This is a genomic window from Streptomyces sp. NPDC036813 (genome assembly GCF_055609245.1).
On sequence record NZ_JBVJPV010000022.1, the window covers coordinates 118,389 to 136,727 of the forward strand.

General features: G+C 74.6%; 13 protein-coding genes. 7 read left to right on the plus strand and 6 right to left on the minus strand.

The features are described 5' to 3' along the window. Window positions 1-60: 60 nt before the first annotated feature. Together ACZ67Q_RS34865 and ACZ67Q_RS34870 are read left to right on the plus strand one after the other, a co-directional pair. A complete protein-coding gene (locus ACZ67Q_RS34865; protein WP_471190393.1) occupies window positions 61-1,407 on the plus strand; it encodes a vWA domain-containing protein in 1,347 nt (448 codons plus the stop codon). A 67-nt stretch (window positions 1,408-1,474) separates the two neighbouring features. Further along, window positions 1,475-3,256: an FHA domain-containing protein gene (locus ACZ67Q_RS34870; protein WP_471190394.1), complete on the plus strand. Its 1,782-nt coding sequence runs from the start codon at window positions 1,475-1,477 to the stop codon at window positions 3,254-3,256. Here the strand turns inward: ACZ67Q_RS34870 and ACZ67Q_RS34875 are convergent. Then, entirely contained in the window at window positions 3,237-4,322 is a 1,086-nt protein-coding gene (locus tag ACZ67Q_RS34875; protein ID WP_471190396.1) for a methyltransferase domain-containing protein, read from the minus strand. The two genes, ACZ67Q_RS34870 and ACZ67Q_RS34875, sit on opposite strands and share 20 nt — an antisense overlap. Before the next feature lie 100 nt (window positions 4,323-4,422). Here ACZ67Q_RS34875 and ACZ67Q_RS34880 point away from each other — a divergent pair, with 100 nt between their 5' ends. From ACZ67Q_RS34880 to ACZ67Q_RS34895, 4 genes are all read left to right on the plus strand, one after another. Then, entirely contained in the window at window positions 4,423-4,836 is a 414-nt protein-coding gene (locus ACZ67Q_RS34880; RefSeq protein ID WP_469813688.1) for a globin, read from the plus strand. Window positions 4,837-5,064: 228 nt separating this feature from the next. Beyond that, window positions 5,065-8,307, plus strand: a complete 3,243-nt coding sequence (locus ACZ67Q_RS34885; RefSeq protein WP_471190398.1) for an FtsX-like permease family protein — start codon at window positions 5,065-5,067, stop codon at window positions 8,305-8,307. 1 nt (window position 8,308) lies between these two features. Then, entirely contained in the window at window positions 8,309-11,059 is a 2,751-nt protein-coding gene (locus tag ACZ67Q_RS34890; protein ID WP_471190400.1) for an FtsX-like permease family protein, read from the plus strand. A gap of 142 nt (window positions 11,060-11,201) precedes the next feature. Beyond that, complete coding sequence (locus tag ACZ67Q_RS34895; protein ID WP_471190402.1) at window positions 11,202-12,161, plus strand: ABC transporter ATP-binding protein; 960 nt, start codon at window positions 11,202-11,204, stop codon at window positions 12,159-12,161. An 83-nt stretch (window positions 12,162-12,244) separates the two neighbouring features. Here the strand turns inward: ACZ67Q_RS34895 and ACZ67Q_RS34900 are convergent, their stop codons facing one another. Genes ACZ67Q_RS34900 through ettA form a run of 3 tightly spaced genes read right to left on the minus strand, consistent with a single transcriptional unit; the run spans window position 12,245 to window position 15,020 of the window. Beyond that, window positions 12,245-12,931 (minus strand): DUF8010 domain-containing protein, encoded by a 687-nt coding sequence (locus tag ACZ67Q_RS34900; protein WP_471190404.1) that lies wholly within the window; start codon window positions 12,929-12,931, stop codon window positions 12,245-12,247. After that, window positions 12,928-13,353 (minus strand): acyl-CoA thioesterase, encoded by a 426-nt coding sequence (locus tag ACZ67Q_RS34905; protein ID WP_471190406.1) that lies wholly within the window; start codon window positions 13,351-13,353, stop codon window positions 12,928-12,930. The genes ACZ67Q_RS34900 and ACZ67Q_RS34905 overlap by 4 nt, the downstream gene beginning before the upstream one ends. 2 nt (window positions 13,354-13,355) lie before the next feature. Continuing rightward, a complete protein-coding gene (gene ettA / locus ACZ67Q_RS34910) occupies window positions 13,356-15,020 on the minus strand; it encodes an energy-dependent translational throttle protein EttA (RefSeq protein WP_471190408.1) in 1,665 nt (554 codons plus the stop codon). A gap of 430 nt (window positions 15,021-15,450) precedes the next feature. Between ettA and ACZ67Q_RS34915 the strand changes: the two genes are divergently transcribed. Further along, a complete protein-coding gene (locus ACZ67Q_RS34915; protein WP_471190410.1) occupies window positions 15,451-15,945 on the plus strand; it encodes a hypothetical protein in 495 nt (164 codons plus the stop codon). Between the two features lie 195 nt (window positions 15,946-16,140). Here the strand turns inward: ACZ67Q_RS34915 and ACZ67Q_RS34920 are convergent, their stop codons facing one another. Together ACZ67Q_RS34920 and ACZ67Q_RS34925 are read right to left on the minus strand one after the other, a co-directional pair. After that, window positions 16,141-17,529 (minus strand): TQXA domain-containing protein, encoded by a 1,389-nt coding sequence (locus ACZ67Q_RS34920; RefSeq protein ID WP_471190412.1) that lies wholly within the window; start codon window positions 17,527-17,529, stop codon window positions 16,141-16,143. A gap of 311 nt (window positions 17,530-17,840) precedes the next feature. Further along, window positions 17,841-18,314: a single-stranded DNA-binding protein gene (locus ACZ67Q_RS34925; RefSeq protein ID WP_471190413.1), complete on the minus strand. Its 474-nt coding sequence runs from the start codon at window positions 18,312-18,314 to the stop codon at window positions 17,841-17,843. Window positions 18,315-18,339 lie beyond the last annotated feature (25 nt).

Sequence of the window (18,339 nt, forward strand, 5' to 3'; positions counted from 1 at the left end):
GGGACCGGTCCGCGTTCCGGTCCACACCCGCGAGGGTGGTTGAGGGGGATGCGAAAAGGCATGGCCAATTTCTCGAAGTCCGCGGTGCCGCAGTTCTCGGTGGACGTGTACCAGAACGAGTACCTGCCGGAGGGCGGCCGCGAGGTCAACGCCATCGTCACGGTCACGGCGACCGGCGGCGGCACGATCGGCAGCGCGGTGAGCGCGCCGCACCTGTTCACCGCCGGGCAGGGTCCGTCCGCGGCGGTGGCGATCATGGTGGACTGCTCGGGGTCGATGGACTACCCGCCGACCAAGATGCGCAACGCGCGGGACGCGACGGCCGCCGCGATCGACACCCTGCGCGACGGGGTCCACTTCGCGGTGGTCGGCGGCACCCACGTCGCCACCGAGGTCTACCCGGGCGGGGGGCGGCTCGCGGTCGCGGACGCCACCACCCGCGAGCAGGCCAAGCAGGCGCTGCGCCGGCTGAGCGCGGGCGGCGGCACGGCGATCGGCACCTGGCTGCGGCTCGCCGAGACCCTGCTGTCCTCGGCGGACGTCGCCATCCGGCACGGCATCCTGCTCACCGACGGCCGCAACGAGCACGAGTCGCCCGCCGATCTGAAGGCCGCCCTCGAGCACTGCGCGGGACGGTTCACCTGTGACGCGCGGGGCGTGGGCACCGACTGGGAAGTGAAAGAAGTCACAGGGATCGCCTCCGCACTGCTCGGCACGGCCGACATCGTCGCCGACCCGGCCGGCCTGGCCGCCGACTTCACGCGGATGATGGAGACGGCGATGGGCAAGGAGGTCGCCGACGTCGCCCTGCGGGTGTGGACGCCGGTGGGCACGACCATGAAGTTCGTCAAGCAAGTCGCGCCGACGGTCGAGGAGTTGACCGGTCGCCGTACCGAGGCGGGGCCGCGCGCCGGGGACTATCCGACGGGCTCCTGGGGCGACGAGTCCCGCGACTACCACCTGTGTGTCGAGGTCCCGGCCGCGCACGTCGGCCAGGAGATGCTGGCCGCCCGCGTCTCTCTGGTCGTGCCGCAACCGGACGGTGGTGCCCAGAACCTGGGCGCGCAGGGCCTGGTGAGGGCCGTGTGGACCGACGACATGGCCGCCTCCACCTCCCTCAACCCCCAGGTCGCCCACTACACCGGGCAGGCCGAACTGGCCCAGGTCATCCAACAAGGGCTGGACCTTCGCAAAGCGGGCGATATCGATGGAGCAACGGCCAAACTGGGCCGGGCCGTTCAGCTCGCGAGTGCCTCCGGGAACGCGGATACTGCGAAACTGCTTGCGAAGGTGGTGGACGTGGTCGACGCGGCGACCGGTACTGTGCGACTGAAGGCGAAGGTCGCGGAGGCCGACGAGATGACGCTCGAAACCCGGTCGACAAAGACTGTTCGTGTAAAGAAGTGACGCGCTGAAGACCACTGACGTCCGCTGAAGATGACGTGACCTAGCAGGAACGAAGGGACGCACCGACATGCCGACCTGCCCGAACGGACACCAGTCGGGTTCCGACGACTGGTGCGAGGTCTGCGGTCACCGCATGGCCGGTGCCGTACCTCCGCCGCCTCCCCCGCCGCCGCCGGGCGGTGGCTACGGCTTCCCGCCGCCCCCGCCGGGCGCGCAGCCCGGCGGTCAGCCCGGCCAGCCGGGCGGGCGTCATCTGTCCGCCGTGCCGGAGCCCGAGCCGGAGCTGTGCCCGCAGTGCCGCACGCCGCGCGAGGGCGGGGCTCCGTTCTGCGAGGAGTGCCGGTGGAACTTCCTGACCAACACGGCGACCACGTACACCCCGGCCGCGCCGCCGCGCCCGTCGGCGCCGGGCGCGCCGCGCTTCCCGCAGGGTCCGGGGCCGTCCTTCGGTGGCAGTGACTCCTTCGACTACCAGAGCTCACGCCCGTCCCAGGTGAACCGTCCCGCCGAGCCGATCCCGCCGAGCCCGTACGGCGGCGAGCCGTCGGGCCCGGGCGGGGCGGGTGCCTCCGGCGGTCCCGGTGGTCCGTTCGGCGCGGGCGGTCCCGGCGGTTCCGGTGGGCCTGGCGGTCCCGGTGGACCTGGCGCTCCCGGTGGGCCTGGCGGTCCCGGCGGGCCTTCGGGCCCGGGTGGCCAGAGCGGCCCGGGTGGTCCCGGTGCGCCTGCCGGCCCCGGCGGTCCGTTCGGCTCCGGCGGGCCCGGCGGCCCCGGTGGGCCTTCGGGTCCGGGTGGCCAGGGCGGTCCGTTCGGCGCGGGTGGTCCCGGTGGCCAGGGTGGGCCTTCGGGTCCCGGTGCTCCCGGTGGTCCTGGTGCGCCCGGCGGTCCCTTCGGCACGGGTGGCCCCGGCGGCCCGGTGACGCACGGCGGCCCCGGCGGTCCTGGTGCGCCCGGCGCTCCGAACGGCCCCGGCGCCTCCTTCCCCTTCGGCAGCGATCCGTCGCGTCCGGTTCCCCCGCCTCCCGGCCCCACGCCGCCCGCCGGTCCCGGTGGCCAGGGCGGCCCCAGCGGTCCCGGTGCACCCGGCGGCCCGCAGGGCTTCCAGCCCCCCGCGTTCCCGCAGGGCCGCGGCCCCTCGGCGCCGCCGGCTCCCCCGGCCCCGTCCGGGCCGTCGTTCGGCGGCGGTGGCGACGACTGGGTGCTCTCTCCGCCGTCCGGCCCCGGCGGACCCGCTCCGTCCGGCCCGAACGGTCCCGGCGGCGCGAACGGTCCCGGCGGCCCCGGCGGTTACGGCTACCCGCAGGCCGGTGCCACCCAGGCACCGCCCGCGCCGAACGGTCCGGGCGGCTCGGGCGGCCCGAACGGTCCCGGCGGTTACGGCTACCCGCAGCCCGGTGCCACCCAGGCCCCCCCGGCGCCCGGGTTCCCGCAGCAGCCGCAGGGTCCGGCCACCTGGACGGCGACCATCGGCCCGGACCGCGAGTACTTCATGGCGATGATGCAGCGTTCCGGCCCGGAGGCCGCGGGGCTCAACCTGCCCGCGTACTCGCCCGAGCAGCAGCGCACCCTCACCGGCAACCAGGTCAGCATCGGCCGTCGCCGCCACTCCACCGGCGAGACGCCCGACATCGACCTGTCGGTGCCGCCGGAGGACCCGGGCGTCTCGCACCAGCACGCGGTGCTGGTGCAGCAGCCCGACGGCAGCTGGGCCGTCGTCGACCAGAACTCGACGAACGGGACGACGGTCAACGGCTCGGACGAGCCGATCCAGCCGTTCGTGCCGGTCCCGCTCCGGGACGGCGACCGGGTACATGTGGGCGCCTGGACGACGATCACGGTCCGCCGGGGCTAGAGGCTCCCTCCGGCGGATCACCGGGGCGTCGCGGCGCCCGGCAGGTGCCGTGCAGCCGACCTGATCCGCCGGACAGACCCTGGTCCGGCTCGGGGAGGGGCCACACGTGCGGCCCCTCCGGATCGTCCAGCCACGTCCACGCGCGCTCGCCGTCGACCGTGAGGCCGTAGCGCTCGCGGGTCGGCATGCCCTCGCGCTCCCACACGGCGTAGGCCTCCTCGGTTCCGAGGCTGCCGCGGGTGAGGGCGAGCAGGAAGCGGAACAGCTCGCTCTCCCGGGCCCGGCGCGGCAGTCCCGCGGGCGGCGGCTGGGCGTCGGCCGTGGCGGTACCGCGCAGGGGCACGAAGTAGGCGGGCGTCGGCAAGAACCGGCCCTGGGCGTGCCCCGCGTCCCGCACGTCCAGCGCTGCCACCCCGGTGGCGAACGGCGTGACGATCCGGGCGCCGGGACGGCACTGGGCGAGCCAGGTGCGCGGGATCAGCGGCAGCCCGCAGGTGGCGATGATCCGGTCGTACGGGGCGTGCGCGGGCACCCCGCGGGCGCCGTCGCCGGTGACGACGAGCGGGTGGAACCCGGCGGCGTGGAGGTGCCGGCGCGCGGACTCGGTGATGTCCGGGTCGAGGTCGACGGTGACGACGTTCTCCTCGCCCAGCCGGTACGACAGCAGCGCCGCGTTGTAGCCGCTTCCGGCGCCGATCTCCAGTACGCGGTGGCCGTCGGCCGGGCGCAGCGCGACCAGCATCGCCGCCATGAGGGACGGCTGGCTGCTGGAGGACAGCAGTTCCCCGTCGCGCAGGCGGGTGGCGAGCGGAACGTCGTCGTAGGCGCCGCGCAGCCAGCGCTCACGGGCGGCCGGGTCGGGGTGCTCTCCCCAGCGGCGCTCGTGGCCTCCGGGCACGCCGACGTGGTAGGAGGGCACGAAGAGGTGGCGCGGCACCGCCGCGAACGCCTCGCGCCAGCCGGGATCACCGGCGAAGGCCCCGCTCGCCGCGATCTCCCGCACCAGCGCCTCACGCGCCGCGTCGGCGGTCTCCTGCGGCCCCCGGCCGAGAGCACGGGCACTCATGTCTCCACTGTGCTGCGCCCCACGCCCCCGGGCGAGTGCCGAGCGGTGTCCGCGAGGGCCGGTCCTAAGTCTTCCGGCCTCGGTCGCCGCGTCTGAGACCATGGGAGGCGTGACAGAGATTCGGCGCGGCACGCTTCAGGAGCAGACGTTCTACGAGCAGGTCGGCGGGGAGGACACCTTCCGCCGGCTGGTGCACCGTTTCTACCAGGGAGTCGCGGAGGATCCGCTGCTGCGGCCGATGTACCCGGAGGAGGACCTCGGTCCGGCCGAGGAGCGGCTGGCGCTGTTCCTCATGCAGTACTGGGGCGGCCCCACCACTTACAGCGAGAACCGCGGTCATCCGCGGCTGCGGATGCGGCACGTGCCGTTCACCGTGGACAAGGCGGCGCACGACGCGTGGCTGCGGCACATGCGGGACGCCGTGGAGGAGCTCGGCCTGTCCGAGGAACACGAGCGCACGCTGTGGAACTACCTCACGTACGCCGCGGCCTCGATGATCAACACCCCTGGCTGAGCCGGGCCGTCGAGCGATCGCACGCCGAGCCGTTCCCGCGCCTGCGGCCCTTCTGGCCCCTCCGGCCCCTCGCGCCCCGATGAGCGCCGTAGGAGTCCCGCATTCCGGTCGTAGCACGCCGGATTCCGGTCACGATCCGGTCAAGCCGGGTTCACAACCGCTTACCCGCGCGCGCCCCCTCTGACAACATCGCCGAGAGGTCTGGACAACAACGGCGGGGGGCCGGGGGTGGCGGGGTTCGGGGGGCTTGCCGGGTTCGTGCTGCTGCGCGCCCGGGCGCACCGTCCTCTGCTCGCCGCCGCCCTGCTCACCGTCCTGCTCACCACCTCCGTCCTGGCGGGCCTGACCGCCTACGCCGGCGCGATCGGCGACGCCGCCGTGCGGCACGCGCTGGCCCAGCCCGCCCACGCCGCCGACGCCGCCCTGGTCGTCAAGGCCGACGTCCCCGTCGGCGGCCGCAGCGCCGCCGACGCCGCCGTACGCCGGGCCGCGCGCACCGCGTTCGACGGGCTGCCGGTGACCGTGCGGACGCTGGTGCGGTCCGGGCCGTACGCCCTGCCCCGTTCCGTGCAGCCGCCCGCCGAGCGGTCCGGGGACCCCGATCTGACGCACTTCGCGGCCCTGGACCCGTCCCAGGTGCGGCTCGTCGAGGGCCGCGCGCCCCGCGTGGGCGCCGGGGACGTCGAGGCCGCGCTGCCGCAGGCGGCCGCGCGCCGCCTGGGGCTGAGGCCCGGCGCCCGGCTCCCTCTCACCGACCGCTTCGGCGGCAAGCCGGTGAACGTGCGGATCACCGGCGTGTACCGGCCCGCCGACGCCGCCGCGCCGTACTGGCGGCTGGACGACGTCGGCGGGCGCGGCGTGAAGAAGACCGACTTCACCACCTACGGCCCGCTGCTCACCGACCCGCGGGTGCTGACCGGCGCCACGGTGAGCACCGGCCCGTCGGCGTGGGTGGTGACCGCCGACTTCTCCACGCTGACGACCGACCGGATCGACGCCCTGCGTTCCTCCGCGGCCCACGCGGGCGCCGCCGTGCGCTCCGCCCCTGCCCTCGCCGGGGCGACGACCGCGGTCACCTCGCTGCCCGGCGTCCTGGACGGGATCGAGCGCTCGCTTCTGGTCTCCCGTTCCACACTGCTGATCGTCGCCCTCCTGCTCGCCCTGCTCGCGGCCTGCGCGCTGCTGCTGGTCGCCCGGCTGCTGAGCGCCGAACGCGCCGCCGAGACCCGGCTGCTGCTGGCCCGCGGCGCCTCCCGCGGCCGCCTCGCGGGCCTGGCCGCGCTGGAGGCGCTGCTGCCGGCCGTGCCGGCGGCGCTGTGCGCACCGCTGCTCGCCGGGCCGCTGACCCGGCTGCTGGCGGGGCAGGGGCCGCTGGCCAGGATCGGTCTGCGGCTGGACGTGCCCGCCGCCGGCCGGCCGCAGGTGTGGCTGGTGGCGGCGGGCGTCGCCCTCGGCTGCGCGCTCGCCGTGACGGTGCCCGCGCTGTCCGCGAGCGCCCGGCGCGCGGGCCGGGCGCGGGCGCTGCCCGGCGCGCTGCGGGCCGGCGCCGACCTGGGGCTGCTGGCGATCGCGGGGCTCGCCTACTGGCAGCTCGCCACCCGCGCCGCCGTCAGCGGCGACCGCACCGGCGCCCTCGGCATCGACCCGCTTCTGGTCGCCGCGCCCGCGCTGGCCCTGCTCGCCGGGACCGTGCTCACCCTGCGGCTGCTGCCGCCGGTGGCCCGGCTCGCCGAGCGCCGCGCGACCGGGGGACGCGGCCTCGCGACCGCGCTGGCCGGCTGGCAGTTCAGCCGCCGCCCCATGCGCGGGGCCGGACCCATGCTGCTGCTCGTGCCGGCCGTCGCGCTCGGCATGCTGGCCATCGGCCAGGGCGCCTCCTGGAACCGCTCGCAGCAGGACCAGGCCGACTTCCGGGCCGGCGCCCCGGTGCGGGTGACAGCCGCCGGAGACGCCGGCCCGGCACGCACAGAACAGCTCGCCGCCCTGCACGACGTCACCTCGGCCGCGCCCGCCGTACGCACCGCGCTCCCGCTGTCGGACAACCGCACCGCGACCGTCCTCGCCCTGGACACCGCGCACGCCGCCGACACCCTGCTGCTGCGCCACGACCTCGCCGACCGTCCGGTACGGCCGCTGCTCGCCGGCCTCGCCCCGGCCGAGCAGTCGGCGGGGGTGGCCGTCCCCGCCGGCACCGCACGGCTGCGGCTGACCGCGACCCTGCACAGCTCCGACCCCGAAGGGGGCGCCGACGTGACGCTCACCGTGGAGGACCGGTGGGGCGTGCCGTACCAGATGCCGGCCGGGCGGCTGCCCGCCGACGGCCGCCCGCACCCGCTCACCCCGGACCTCGGCGGCGCCCGCGGCCCGCTCGCCCTCACCGGCGTCCAGCTCGTCGTCGCCCAGCCCAGCGGCCGCGCCGAACAGCACCGGCTGACACTGGACGCGCTGACCGCCACGGCCGCCGACGGCACCGAACGGCGTCTGCCGCTGACCACCGCGTGGAGCGCCGTCTCCCGCGCCGACGGCACCGTCGCCGGCCCCGACGCCGGCTCGATCCCGTCCCGGCCGCGCCTGACGTCCACCGCCCCTCCCACCCTCACCTACTCCACCGGCTATCTGCCGGCCGGCGACCGCTGGCTGTCCGCCGCGGTGACGGTCCGGATGCGCATCGCGCAGCCGCCGGCGCCCGAGGTCACCGGCGTGGCCACCGACCGTTTCCTCGCCGCCACGGGCGCGCGCACCGGGCAGCGGGTGGACGCCGTCTTCGGCGGGGAGAGTGTGCCGGTGCGGATCGTGCGCACGGTACGCGAACTGCCGACGACCGGTGACGCCGAGGGCGGCGGCGCCCTGCTCGTCGACCTGCGCGCCGTCGACCAGGTGCTGCAGGCCCGTTACGGCACGAGCGTCACGCCCACCGAGTGGTGGCTGGACACCGGCGCCCCGGCCGAGGTGGCCGCCACCGTCCGGGCCTGGCCCGACATCGACCCCTCGCAGGTCGTGGTGCGCGCGGAGATCGCCGAGGAACTGCGGGACGACCCGTTCGGCGCCGGGCCCGAGGCCGCGTTCGCCGCGGCCGCCGCGGTGGCGGCCGCGCTGGCCGCGGTCGGTTTCGCGGTCAGCGCGGCCGGGGCGCTCAGGGAACGGGACGCGGAGTTCGCGGTGCTGCGCGCGCTGGGCACACCGCGCCGCCGCCTGGCCCGCATGATCGCCGCCGAGCAGGGGGTGCTGGTGGTGCTGGCGCTGGCCGTCGGCGCGGCGCTCGGCGCGGTGCTGACCCGCGCGGTGATCCCGCTGATCCTGCTCACCGCCGAGGCCGCCCGCCCGCTCCCCGAGGTCCTGGTCCAGCTGCCGGCCGGGCAGGTCGCCGTGCTGCTCACGGCCGTCGCCGCCGTCCCGCTGGCCGTCTCCCTGCTCCTGTCGCTGCGCCGCGCGGACCCCGCGTCGGCGCTGCGGGAACAGGGAGGTGAGTGAGATGCCGGCGCCGCGTACGGCACCTCGCGTGCCCGCCGTACCCGCCCCGTGGATCCGCACCCGGCTGCGCGCCGCTCCCGCGGCCGCCTGCGCGCTGGCGCTGCTGGTGGCGCTGACGGCCGCTCTGGCCGCCGCCTTCCCGCGCGCCGTCGACCGCTACGAGGACGCCGGTCTCGCCCACGCCGTCGAACGGGCCACCCCCGGCCGCACCACCCTGTGGGTGGCCGCCCCGGCGCCCGACGGCGCGTCCTCCGTGCGGGAACTCGAACAGTCCCTGCGCCCGGGCACGTTGGCCGCCCAGAACCGCACAATCCTGGCCGCCCTGCGCGCTCCGCTGGCCGTGGACCGCGACCAGTCGACGTACGGGGTACGCACGTTCGAGGAGCTGGAGGTGCCGGACGCCTGGCTGCCGCGCCCCTACGGCCTGCCCGCGCGCGTGCTCCTCGCCACGCAGTCCGGTCTCGGCGAGCACGGGCGGCTGCACGCAGGCCGGCTGCCCCGCACCACCGGCCGGGTGAGCGCGACGACCGCCGAAGTGGAGGGCGCCGTCACCACGGAGACGGCGAAGGCCCTCCACGTGCAGGTGGGCCGCGTCCTGCACGTCCCGGCGGTCGGACGTTCCCCGCTCACCGTCCGCATCACCGCGATCGTCGCACCGCGCACCCCCGACGGCGCCTACTGGTCGGCCGACAGCCTGCTGCGCAGCCCGACCCTCAAACCCGTGCCCGGCGGTGGCACGGACCCGCTGCGCTACTGGCTCGGCACCGTCCTGCTCCCTCCCGACGCGGCCCCCGCCCTGCTCGGCACCGGCGGCGCCCCGCAGCGCTACTGGCGGTTCGCCCCCGACGCCGCCGCCCTGCACGGCCGGGACGTCGCGGCGCTGAAGTCCTCGGTCGCCGCCCTGGAGTCCGGGCCGGCCCTGCGCGAGATCCGCTCCGCCGTCGACCCGGACGCCGACGCCGACACCGACCTCGACACCGTCCTCACCTCCTACGACGGCCTGCGCTCCGGTGTCTCTCCGCTCGTCGCGGTCGCCGCGTTCGGCACCGGCACGGTCGCCGCCGTCATCCTGGCCATGGCCGGGGGCCTCGCCGCCGACCGCCGCCGCACCGAACTGGCCCTGCTGCGCGCCCGCGGCGCCTCCCTGCGCGGGATGGCGGGACGCCTGGTCGCAGAGACGGCCGTCGTGGCCCTGCCGGCCGGGGCGCTCGGTCTGCTCGCCGCCGTCCTCGCCGTGCCCGGCGGCCGTCCGCTGCCCGCCGTGGCCGCCGCCCTCGCCGTCACCCTCGTCGCCTGCGCCGCGCTGCCGGTGCGCGCCGCGGCCGCGCACCGGCAGGTCCGCGTCCACTCCGGCCGCCAGGACGTGACGGCCCGGCGCCCCTCCCGGCGGCGCACGGTCGCCGAACTCACCGTGCTCGCGGGCGCGGCCGCCGCCGTGGAGACCCTGCGCCGGCAGGGCGGCGACGGCGGCCAGCTGGTGTCCGCGGCGCCCGTGCTGGTCGCGGTGATCGCGGCGCTGGTCCTGGTGCGGCTGTATCCGTGGCCGCTGCGCCGGCTGGCCCGCCCAGCCGGGCGGCTGCGCGGTGTGGTCGGCCCGCTGTCCCTGGCCCGCGCCGGCCGCTCGTCCGCCTCGGCCGTACTGCCTCTGCTGGCGCTGCTGACCGCCCTGACCACGGCCGCGTTCGGCGGCTCGGTACTGGCCGGTGTGCGCGAGACCCGCGACCACGCTGCCCTGCTCGCCGTGGGCGCCGACGCCCGCGTGGAGGCGCAGACCACGACCGTGCTGCCGGCCGGCCTGGCCGACCGGGTGCGCCGCGTGCCGGGGGTGAACGCGCTGACCGAGGTCAGCATCTCCTACCAGGCGACGGCCGCCGACAGCCCCGCCTCGGTGCCGGTGGCCGGAGTGGGCCCGGCCGACTATGCCGCGCTGACCGCCCGCACCGGCCTCGGCGCCCTTCCCGCGAGCGCGCTGCGTGCCCCCGCGGCCTCCGGCGCCGTCCTGCCCGCCCTCGCCTCCCCCACCGTCGCCCGCACCTACGGCACCCGGCCCTTCCCGGTCCGCCTGGACGACGGCAGCACCGTCACCGTGCGCATCGCGCTCGTGCGGGAGCGGACCCCGGCCGTGCCCGGCGACCGCTTCCTGGTCGTGGACCGGGGCGCACTCACCCCCGAGGCCGCCCGCCCGGCCGCGCTGCTGCTGACCGGCGACCACATCGACGCGGCCGCACTGCGCCGGACGGCGGGCGGCACCGCGGGCGTACAGCTGCGATCGGCGGTGCGCGCCGGGTACGTCGACTCACCGCTGCAGTCCGGCGCGGAGGACGTCTATACGGCGGCGGTCCTGGCCGGAGCCGGATACGCCGTGCTCGCCCTGCTGCTGTCCCTGCTGCGCGCCGCACCCGAACGTACCGCGCTGCTCGCCCGGCTGCGCACGATGGGCCTGACCCGGGCCCAGTCCCGCCGTCTGCTGATCCTGGAGTCCCTGCCGCAGGCCGTCCTCGCCACGGCGGGCGGCGCCCTGACGGCCTGGGCGGCGATCCGCCTGCTCGCCCCCGGCATCGACCTCACGTCGATCGCCCTGGCCGCGAACCCGGCCGCGGGCCCACCCGCAGCCCTGCACACGGACGCCGTGTCCCTGACGGTCCCGGCGCTGGCGGTGCTGGCGGTGGCGGTCGGCGTCGCGGCGGCCCAGGCGTGGTGGACGGGCCGCCGGGGGGCGGTACGCGAGCTGAGGGTGGGGGATGCGCGGTGATGACCCGTGCCCTGCGCCGAGGCGGCGCCGAGGAACCGTGCCGAGGCGGCGCCGAGGAACCGTGCCGAGGCGGGGCTGCGGAACCGTGCCGCGTGCACCGAGGCTGCCGTACACCGAAGAACGCTCCGCGCCGGAGGTCCCGATGACAAGCAACCCCACGCTCGCCGATCTGGCGACCAAGGCGGCGGCCGCCCGCAACACCCCGGCCTACGGCCATGACGCGCTGATCACCTGCGACCGCCTGGTGCGGATCTTCACCGCCGACGGCGTCGAGGTGCAGGCCCTCCAGGGCCTCGACCTCCTCGTGCGCGAGGGCGAGCTGATGGCCCTCGTCGGCGCGTCCGGCAGCGGCAAGTCCACCCTCATGAACATCCTCGCCGGCCTGGACACCCCCACCGCCGGCGCCGCCCGGGTCGCCGGCCACGACCTGCTGGCCATGACCGCCAAGGACCGCCTGGCCTACCGCCGCGAGGTCGTCGGCTTCGTCTGGCAGCAGACGTCGCGCAACCTGCTGCCCTATCTCACGGCGGCGCAGAACGTCGCCCTCCCCCTCCAGCTGAGCGGCAACCGCACCCACGCCCGCCGCCGTGCCCGCGCGCAACGCGCCCTTGAGCTGCTGGAGTTGCTGGCCGTCGCGGACTGCCGCGACCGGCGCCCGCACCAGATGTCCGGCGGGCAGCAGCAGCGCGTCGCCATCGCCGTGGCCCTGGCGAACGACCCGGCGGTGCTGCTCGCCGACGAACCCACCGGCGAGCTGGACTCACACACCGGGGAGCAGATCTTCGCCGCGTTCCGCACGGCGAACGAGCATCTGGGCACGACCATCGTGATCGTCACCCACGACCAGGCGGTCGCGAGCGAGGTCCGCCGCACGGTCGCCATCCGGGACGGCCGTACGTCCACGGAGGTGCTGCGCCGCAGCGAGGTCGACGCGACGACCGGCCACGAGACGGTGGTGGCGCGCGAGTACGCGATGCTGGACCGCGCCGGCCGCCTTCAGCTGCCCGCGGAGTACACGCGCACGCTGGGCATGCGCGACCGGGTGGCGCTGGAACTGGAGACCGACCACATCAGCGTGTGGCCGGACCAGGAGGAAGAGTGAAGGTGCGCTTCCACGCACGTCAGGGGGCCGAGCGGGAGCGGAGGCCCGTGCGGTGAGGAGACCTCGACCCGCGCCGGACACCGTCAGCGCACGCTGACGCCGAGCCCGCCGAGCGCCCCGGCTCCCGCCGTGCGCACGGCGATCGAGCCGAACGGCGTGCTCAGCCGCAGCCACGCCCCCGACGAGAAGAGCGCAGGCTGCTCCGCGGCCTCACCGGGCCGCAGGAAGCCGAGGGACTGCGCGGCGTGCACGACCCGCACCGGGAGGCGCGTCTCCCCCACGGTCCGGGACCAGATGTCCCGCCCGATGAGGTCGAGTTCGGCCCGGGTGCGCCGGTCGGCGGCCAGTTCCTCGGTGCGGGTGCGGAACTCGGCGACGACCGCGCCGACCAGGCCGCGCAGCTCGCTCGCGGACGGCAGTCCCGGCTCGCGCCGCCAGCCGCCGCGCGGGGGCAGAACGCCCGCCCAGGGCGGACCGGTCACCGCGGCGGGGACGACGGCCGTGGCGCCCGCCTCGTCGACGGACTCCAGCAGCTCACCGGCGGAGACGGTGACGTCCAGGGTGACGTCGAGTCCCTTCTCGTACGGCTTCGCCAGCCGTACCGCGCGGATGGCGAGCACCTCGAACGACGGCGGCCGCCCGAACACGGCCAGCGCGGTGCCGGCCGCCTGCAGGCGCACCGCGGCCGACCGGTCGTAGTGCAGCAGCCGGGAGAGGAAGGCGGCGAGGTCCGCCGCCTCCGTCTCGTCGGCGAGGTGCAGCACCGTCATGCCGCGACGGCCTCCTCGTCGGCGCCGTCACCGGCGTCGTCGGTGTACCGGGTGAGGAACTCCCGTTCCTGCTCGGTGATCCGGCGCGGCCGCTGCGCCTCGAAGTCGAACGGGACGATCACGGTGGAGGCCCGTACGTAGACCGCGTCCGCGTCCTTCACCTCGTAGGAGACGGTGAAGGAGGCGGCCCTGATCTGCGTGACCCACAGCTCCACGTCCACCGGCGTGGGCCGGTGGACGAGCTGCCGCTTGTAGTCGATCTCGTGGCGCGCCACCACCGACCCGTCCCGTGACCCGGCGTCCCGGAGGGACAGGAAGTCGATGCGGGCCTCCTCCAGGTAGCGGAGGAAGACGGCGTTGTTGACATGGCCGTAGGCGTCCATGTCCGACCAGCGCAGCGGGCAGGGGTAGATGTGCCGCAAGATCAGCCCCGGGTCAGCTTCTTGTAGGTGGCACGGTGCGGACGGGCGGCGTCCGCACCGAGCCGCTCGACCTTGTTCTTCTCGTACGACTCGAAGTTGCCCTCGAACCAGAACCACTTGGAGTCACCCTCGTAGGCGAGGATGTGCGTCGCGACGCGGTCCAGGAACCACCGGTCGTGGGAGACGACGACGGCGCAGCCGGGGAACTCGAGCAGCGCGTTCTCCAGGCTGGACAGGGTCTCGACGTCCAGGTCGTTGGTGGGCTCGTCGAGGAGGAGCAGGTTGCCGCCCTGCTTGAGGGTGAGCGCGAGGTTCAGGCGGTTGCGCTCACCGCCGGAGAGCACACCGGCCGGCTTCTGCTGGTCCGGGCCCTTGAAGCCGAACGCGGAGACATAGGCGCGGCTCGGCATCTCGACCTGGCCGACGTTGATGTAGTCCAGGCCGTCGGAGACGACCTCCCACAGCGTCTTCTTCGGGTCGATGTTCTCGCGGCTCTGGTCGACGTAGGAGATCTGGACGGTCTCGCCGACCTTGATGGAACCGGAGTCCGGCTCCTCCAGGCCCTGGATCATCTTGAACAGCGTGGTCTTGCCGGCGCCGTTCGGGCCGATCACGCCGACGATGCCGTTGCGCGGCAGCGTGAAGGACAGGTTGTCGACGAGGACCTTCTCGCCGAAGGCCTTGTTGAGCTGGTCGACCTCGACGACGACATTGCCCAGGCGGGGGCCCGGCGGGATCTGGATCTCCTCGAAGTCCAGCTTCCGCATCTTTTCGGCCTCGGCGGCCATCTCCTCGTACCGCGCGAGGCGGGCCTTGGACTTGGCCTGGCGCCCCTTGGCGTTGGAGCGGACCCACTCCAGCTCTTCCTTGAGGCGCTTGGCGCGCTTGGCGTCCTTCTGCCCCTCGACCTTGAGACGGGTCTGCTTGGTCTCCAGGTACTTGGAGTAGTTGCCCTCGTAGCCGTGCAGACGGCCGCGGTCGACCTCGCAGATCCAGCCGGCGACGTTGTCCAGGAAGTACCGGTCGTGGGTGACGGCCACGACGGTGCCCGGGTACTTGGCGAGGTGCTGCTCCAGCCAGTTCACCGACTCGGCGTCGAGGTGGTTCGTGGGCTCGTCGAGCAGCAGCAGGTCGGGCTGCTGCAGCAGCAGCTTGCACAGCGCGACGCGGCGGCGCTCACCACCGGAGAGGTTGGTCACGGGCCAGTCGCCGGGCGGGCAGCCCAGGGCGTCCATGGCCTGCTCGAGCTGGGCGTCCAGGTCCCAGGCCTCGGCGTGGTCCAGCTCCTCCTGGAGCTTGCCCATCTCCTCCAGCAGCGCGTCCGAGTAGTCGGTCGCCATGAGCTCGGCGATCTCGTTGAACCGGTCGAGCTTGCCCTTGATCTCGGCGACACCCTCCTGGACGTTCTCCAGGACGGTCTTGTCCTCGGTCAGCGGCGGCTCCTGCAGCAGGATGCCGACGGTGTAGCCGGGCGCGAGGAAGGCGTCGCCGTTCGACGGCTGCTCCAGCCCCGCCATGATCTTCAGGATCGTCGACTTACCGGCGCCGTTCGGGCCGACAACACCGATCTTTGCGCCAGGCAGGAAGTTCAGGGAGACGTCGTCAAGGATTACCTTGTCGCCGTGCGCCTTGCGCGCCTTGCGCATGGTGTAGATGTACTCAGCCAAGAGAAACCGTCCGGCAGCTTGAATCTGGCAGTGGGCAGATACACCCCATCTTGCCTGACCGCCACCCTCGGGGGGAAACCCGTTCGGTCGGGGGGCTGTGACCTGGGGTTTCCTTACGTCCGCCCTGAGCACCCAGTTACCGTCGGTCGCCGTCGTCGGCCCTGGGTGCCGTCGCACGGCCGGCGACGAGCCGGTGGACGATCATTCGTCGGACTCCGGTCAGTAAAGACGGGCTCCGGTCAATGAGGATCGGCTCCGGTCTCGTCCAGAAAATTGCTTCCCATGATGCGTCCGTCGAGCGCGGCGCTCGGGGGCCGCTCTCGCCCGCTGGGCACGGAGACCTTCTCATCGGTAGCTCTCGACAGCCACCGGCTGGGGCGCGGGCGCTCACCGCCTCCCAGCGAGCCCGGGCGCCCACACCGCCGGGCCGGTGCGCCTGACCTGGGCCGCCGGGTCGGCGCTCGCGGCCTGTGCCTGGGTGTCCCTGCATCTGCGTGTGGACCCCGCTCTGCATACCGTTGCGCTCTTCGCCCACCTGGCCTTCCTCGTGCTGGGCTTCGGCGCGGTGCTCGTCGCCGACTACTACGCCCTGCTGTTCCTGACACGCCGCTGCACCCTGCGCGATGCCGTACAAGGGGCCGGCCGCCTGCACATGCCCATCTGGACCGGCCTGGCCGGACTGGTGGCCAGCGGGGTCCTGCTCCACCCCGACCTCAGCTCCCCGCTCACCCGGCTCAAACTGGTCCTGGTGCTCGCCCTCACCCTCAACGGCCTGCAGGCCGGGCTGCTCAACCGGCGTCTGGTCCAGCAGCCCGCCGCCGAGCCCGCCCCGCGCCTGCTGCTTCGGGGCGCCGCCACCGCCCTCGTGTCCCAGCTGTGCTGGTGGGGCGCCGTGGTCATCGGGTTCAGCAACAGCCGACACTGACAGCCGCATGCCCGGCCGCCGTGGAACACCCGGGACCGAGGCCCCCGCTCCGGCCGCCCCCTGGACGCACCCCAACTCTCACTCCGCGTCGACGGAGCCCGGCGTGCGGTTCATGGCGATGGCTCTGTTGTTCGGGCAGCTCGCGAGCGCCAGGTGGTCCAGGAAGCTGTAGGGCACTCCCGGTACACCCGGTGATCAGCCACCCTCGGCCTCCCGGCGCCGGAGCAGTACCAGGACTCCGCCGCCGATCACCACCAGGCCGATGGCCGAGCCCGCGATCAGCGGGGTGAGGGCGCTGCCGCCGGTGTCGGCGAGGTTGGTGGGCACCGTGGCGCCGGTGGAACCGCCGACCGTGGCCGGACTCGGCTCCGCGACGGTCTGCGTGGACAGGGTGGTCGTAGCGCCCCGGGTCTTGCAGTCCAGTACACCGGTGAACCGCTGGGACAGCCCGGCGGGGCCGGTGATCGTGACGTCGTAGGGCTGGTCCTCCTGCAGCGGCATCGTCACCGTGCGCGGCGCGCCGGCCGGGACGGTGTACGTGGTGCCCATGAGCTCGAAGGTGAACGGCTGGTCGCCGCGGTTGACGGCGGTGATGTCCACCCCGCCCTTGACGCAGTCCTCCTTCGCCGACAGCGCCGGTATCGGCCCCTGGGCGGCCCAGGTCGCGCTCGCCCGCGCCGATACGGTGGACTCGCTGGACCCGGCGAGGATCTGCGTCTGGCTGCGGCTGTCGGAGGTGAAGGCCCTGCCCACGGGCACGGTGGTGGAGGCCTGCACGGTCAGCTGGGCGGTGCCGGCCGCGGCGTTCTCCGGCACCGCGAAGAAGAGCTTCGTACCGTCGGGCGCGGCGGTCACCGGCTTGCCGTCCTTGCCGACGATCCGCACCCCGTTCAGCGCCGCGTCGGCCGGCGGTGACACGACCGCGCCTGCCGCGCCGGTGTGCACGGTCACCGGACCGAGCAGCTCACCCGGGTGACCGGAGACCGCCGGCGGGTCCAGGGTCAGCGAGGCCGCCGGCTCGGGCAGCTCGCGGGCGCTTCTGAAGAGGTGGTCGGCGAGCTGCTCGGCCTGCTGGTCCACCGCGTCTACCCGCGCACCATCGGAGTAGCGCCAGATGGCCACCTGGGTTCCTGCCGCCGCGTCCTGCTCGGTGAGTCCCCCGTGGATGCCGGCCTTCTCGGCCAGCGCCGCCAGGTCGTTCACCTGCGGATAGGAGTGCTGCAGGATCCAGCGGATGCGGCCCGCGTTCTTGTTCGCGCCGAGGGAGGTACCGCTCCACGGGGTCTCGTGGTACTTGGCGTCCCGCTGCGTGGGGTTGTACAGATCGACACAGTACGTCTGCAGAGTGCCGCCGCCGTCGACGGACATCTCGAACAGGCCCGCCGACACCTGCTGGTCGGTGCTGCCGTCGTGGACGACCGCGGTTCCGAAGGTCTTCAGGCCGCCCATGGTCGCGATCGCCCCGGCCGGGCTCTGCGGCACCTCGGTCGCCGAGGCCGGTGCGGCCCCGGTCAGCGCGCCCGCGGCGACGAGGCCGGACACCAGTGCGGCGGCGACGAACCGGCTCGTTCCTCGCCCGCGCACGGACCGCGCCGTGAGCGCGGCGAACGAACAAAACACAGCAATTCCCCTTCGCGCAGGACCCCTTGACGTGGGGGGTATGCGGTCCCACCAGCAGAATCGGGAGCCCCGAGAGCTCTCCCGCATCCTAGGGAGGCCGTCGCACCGGCATTCGCCGTCATCTTGTCGGACCGGTGATCCGACTCGTAATCGTTATCGCGGACACCGCCTGCGAGCTGGGCTTATCGACAAATCCACCGGATGCTTCGGCATGCATGTGCCGATAAGCCGCAGTCGTACCGCCGTGGGCGTATCCCGACATCGGGAACCTGACGTCACGTCACCGCCAGGGTCTCAGCCTGCCGTTGGGGCTCCTCCGGGCGCGGCGTCTCCCAGTCGGGCTCGGGGCGCCCCGGCTGCGCGGTGACGGTGGCGGTCGCCCCTTCGGGTCGGCTCGTCCGCTTGAACGCCGTGGTGCCCCGCGCCAGATCGTGGCCGATCGCCACCGCGTCCACGTCGGCGGATGTCCAGCCGGGCTGGCCCTCCCGCACCTCCGTGCGCACCTTCAGCCGGCCCTGCACGACGACCGGATCGCCCACGCTCAGCGACGCCGCCACGTTCACGGCCAGCTGCCGGTTGGCCCACACCGTGAAGAAGTTGGTGTGCCCGTCGGTCCAGGTGTTCTTCTCCCGGTCCAGATAGCGCGCGGTCACCGCCAGCCGGAAGCGCGCCGACGCGCCCGACGCGAGTTCCCGGAACACCGGCTGCGTCGCCACGTTGCCGACCGCGCAGATCATCGTCTCGTTCATCTCGGTAACCCCTCCCGGATACGCC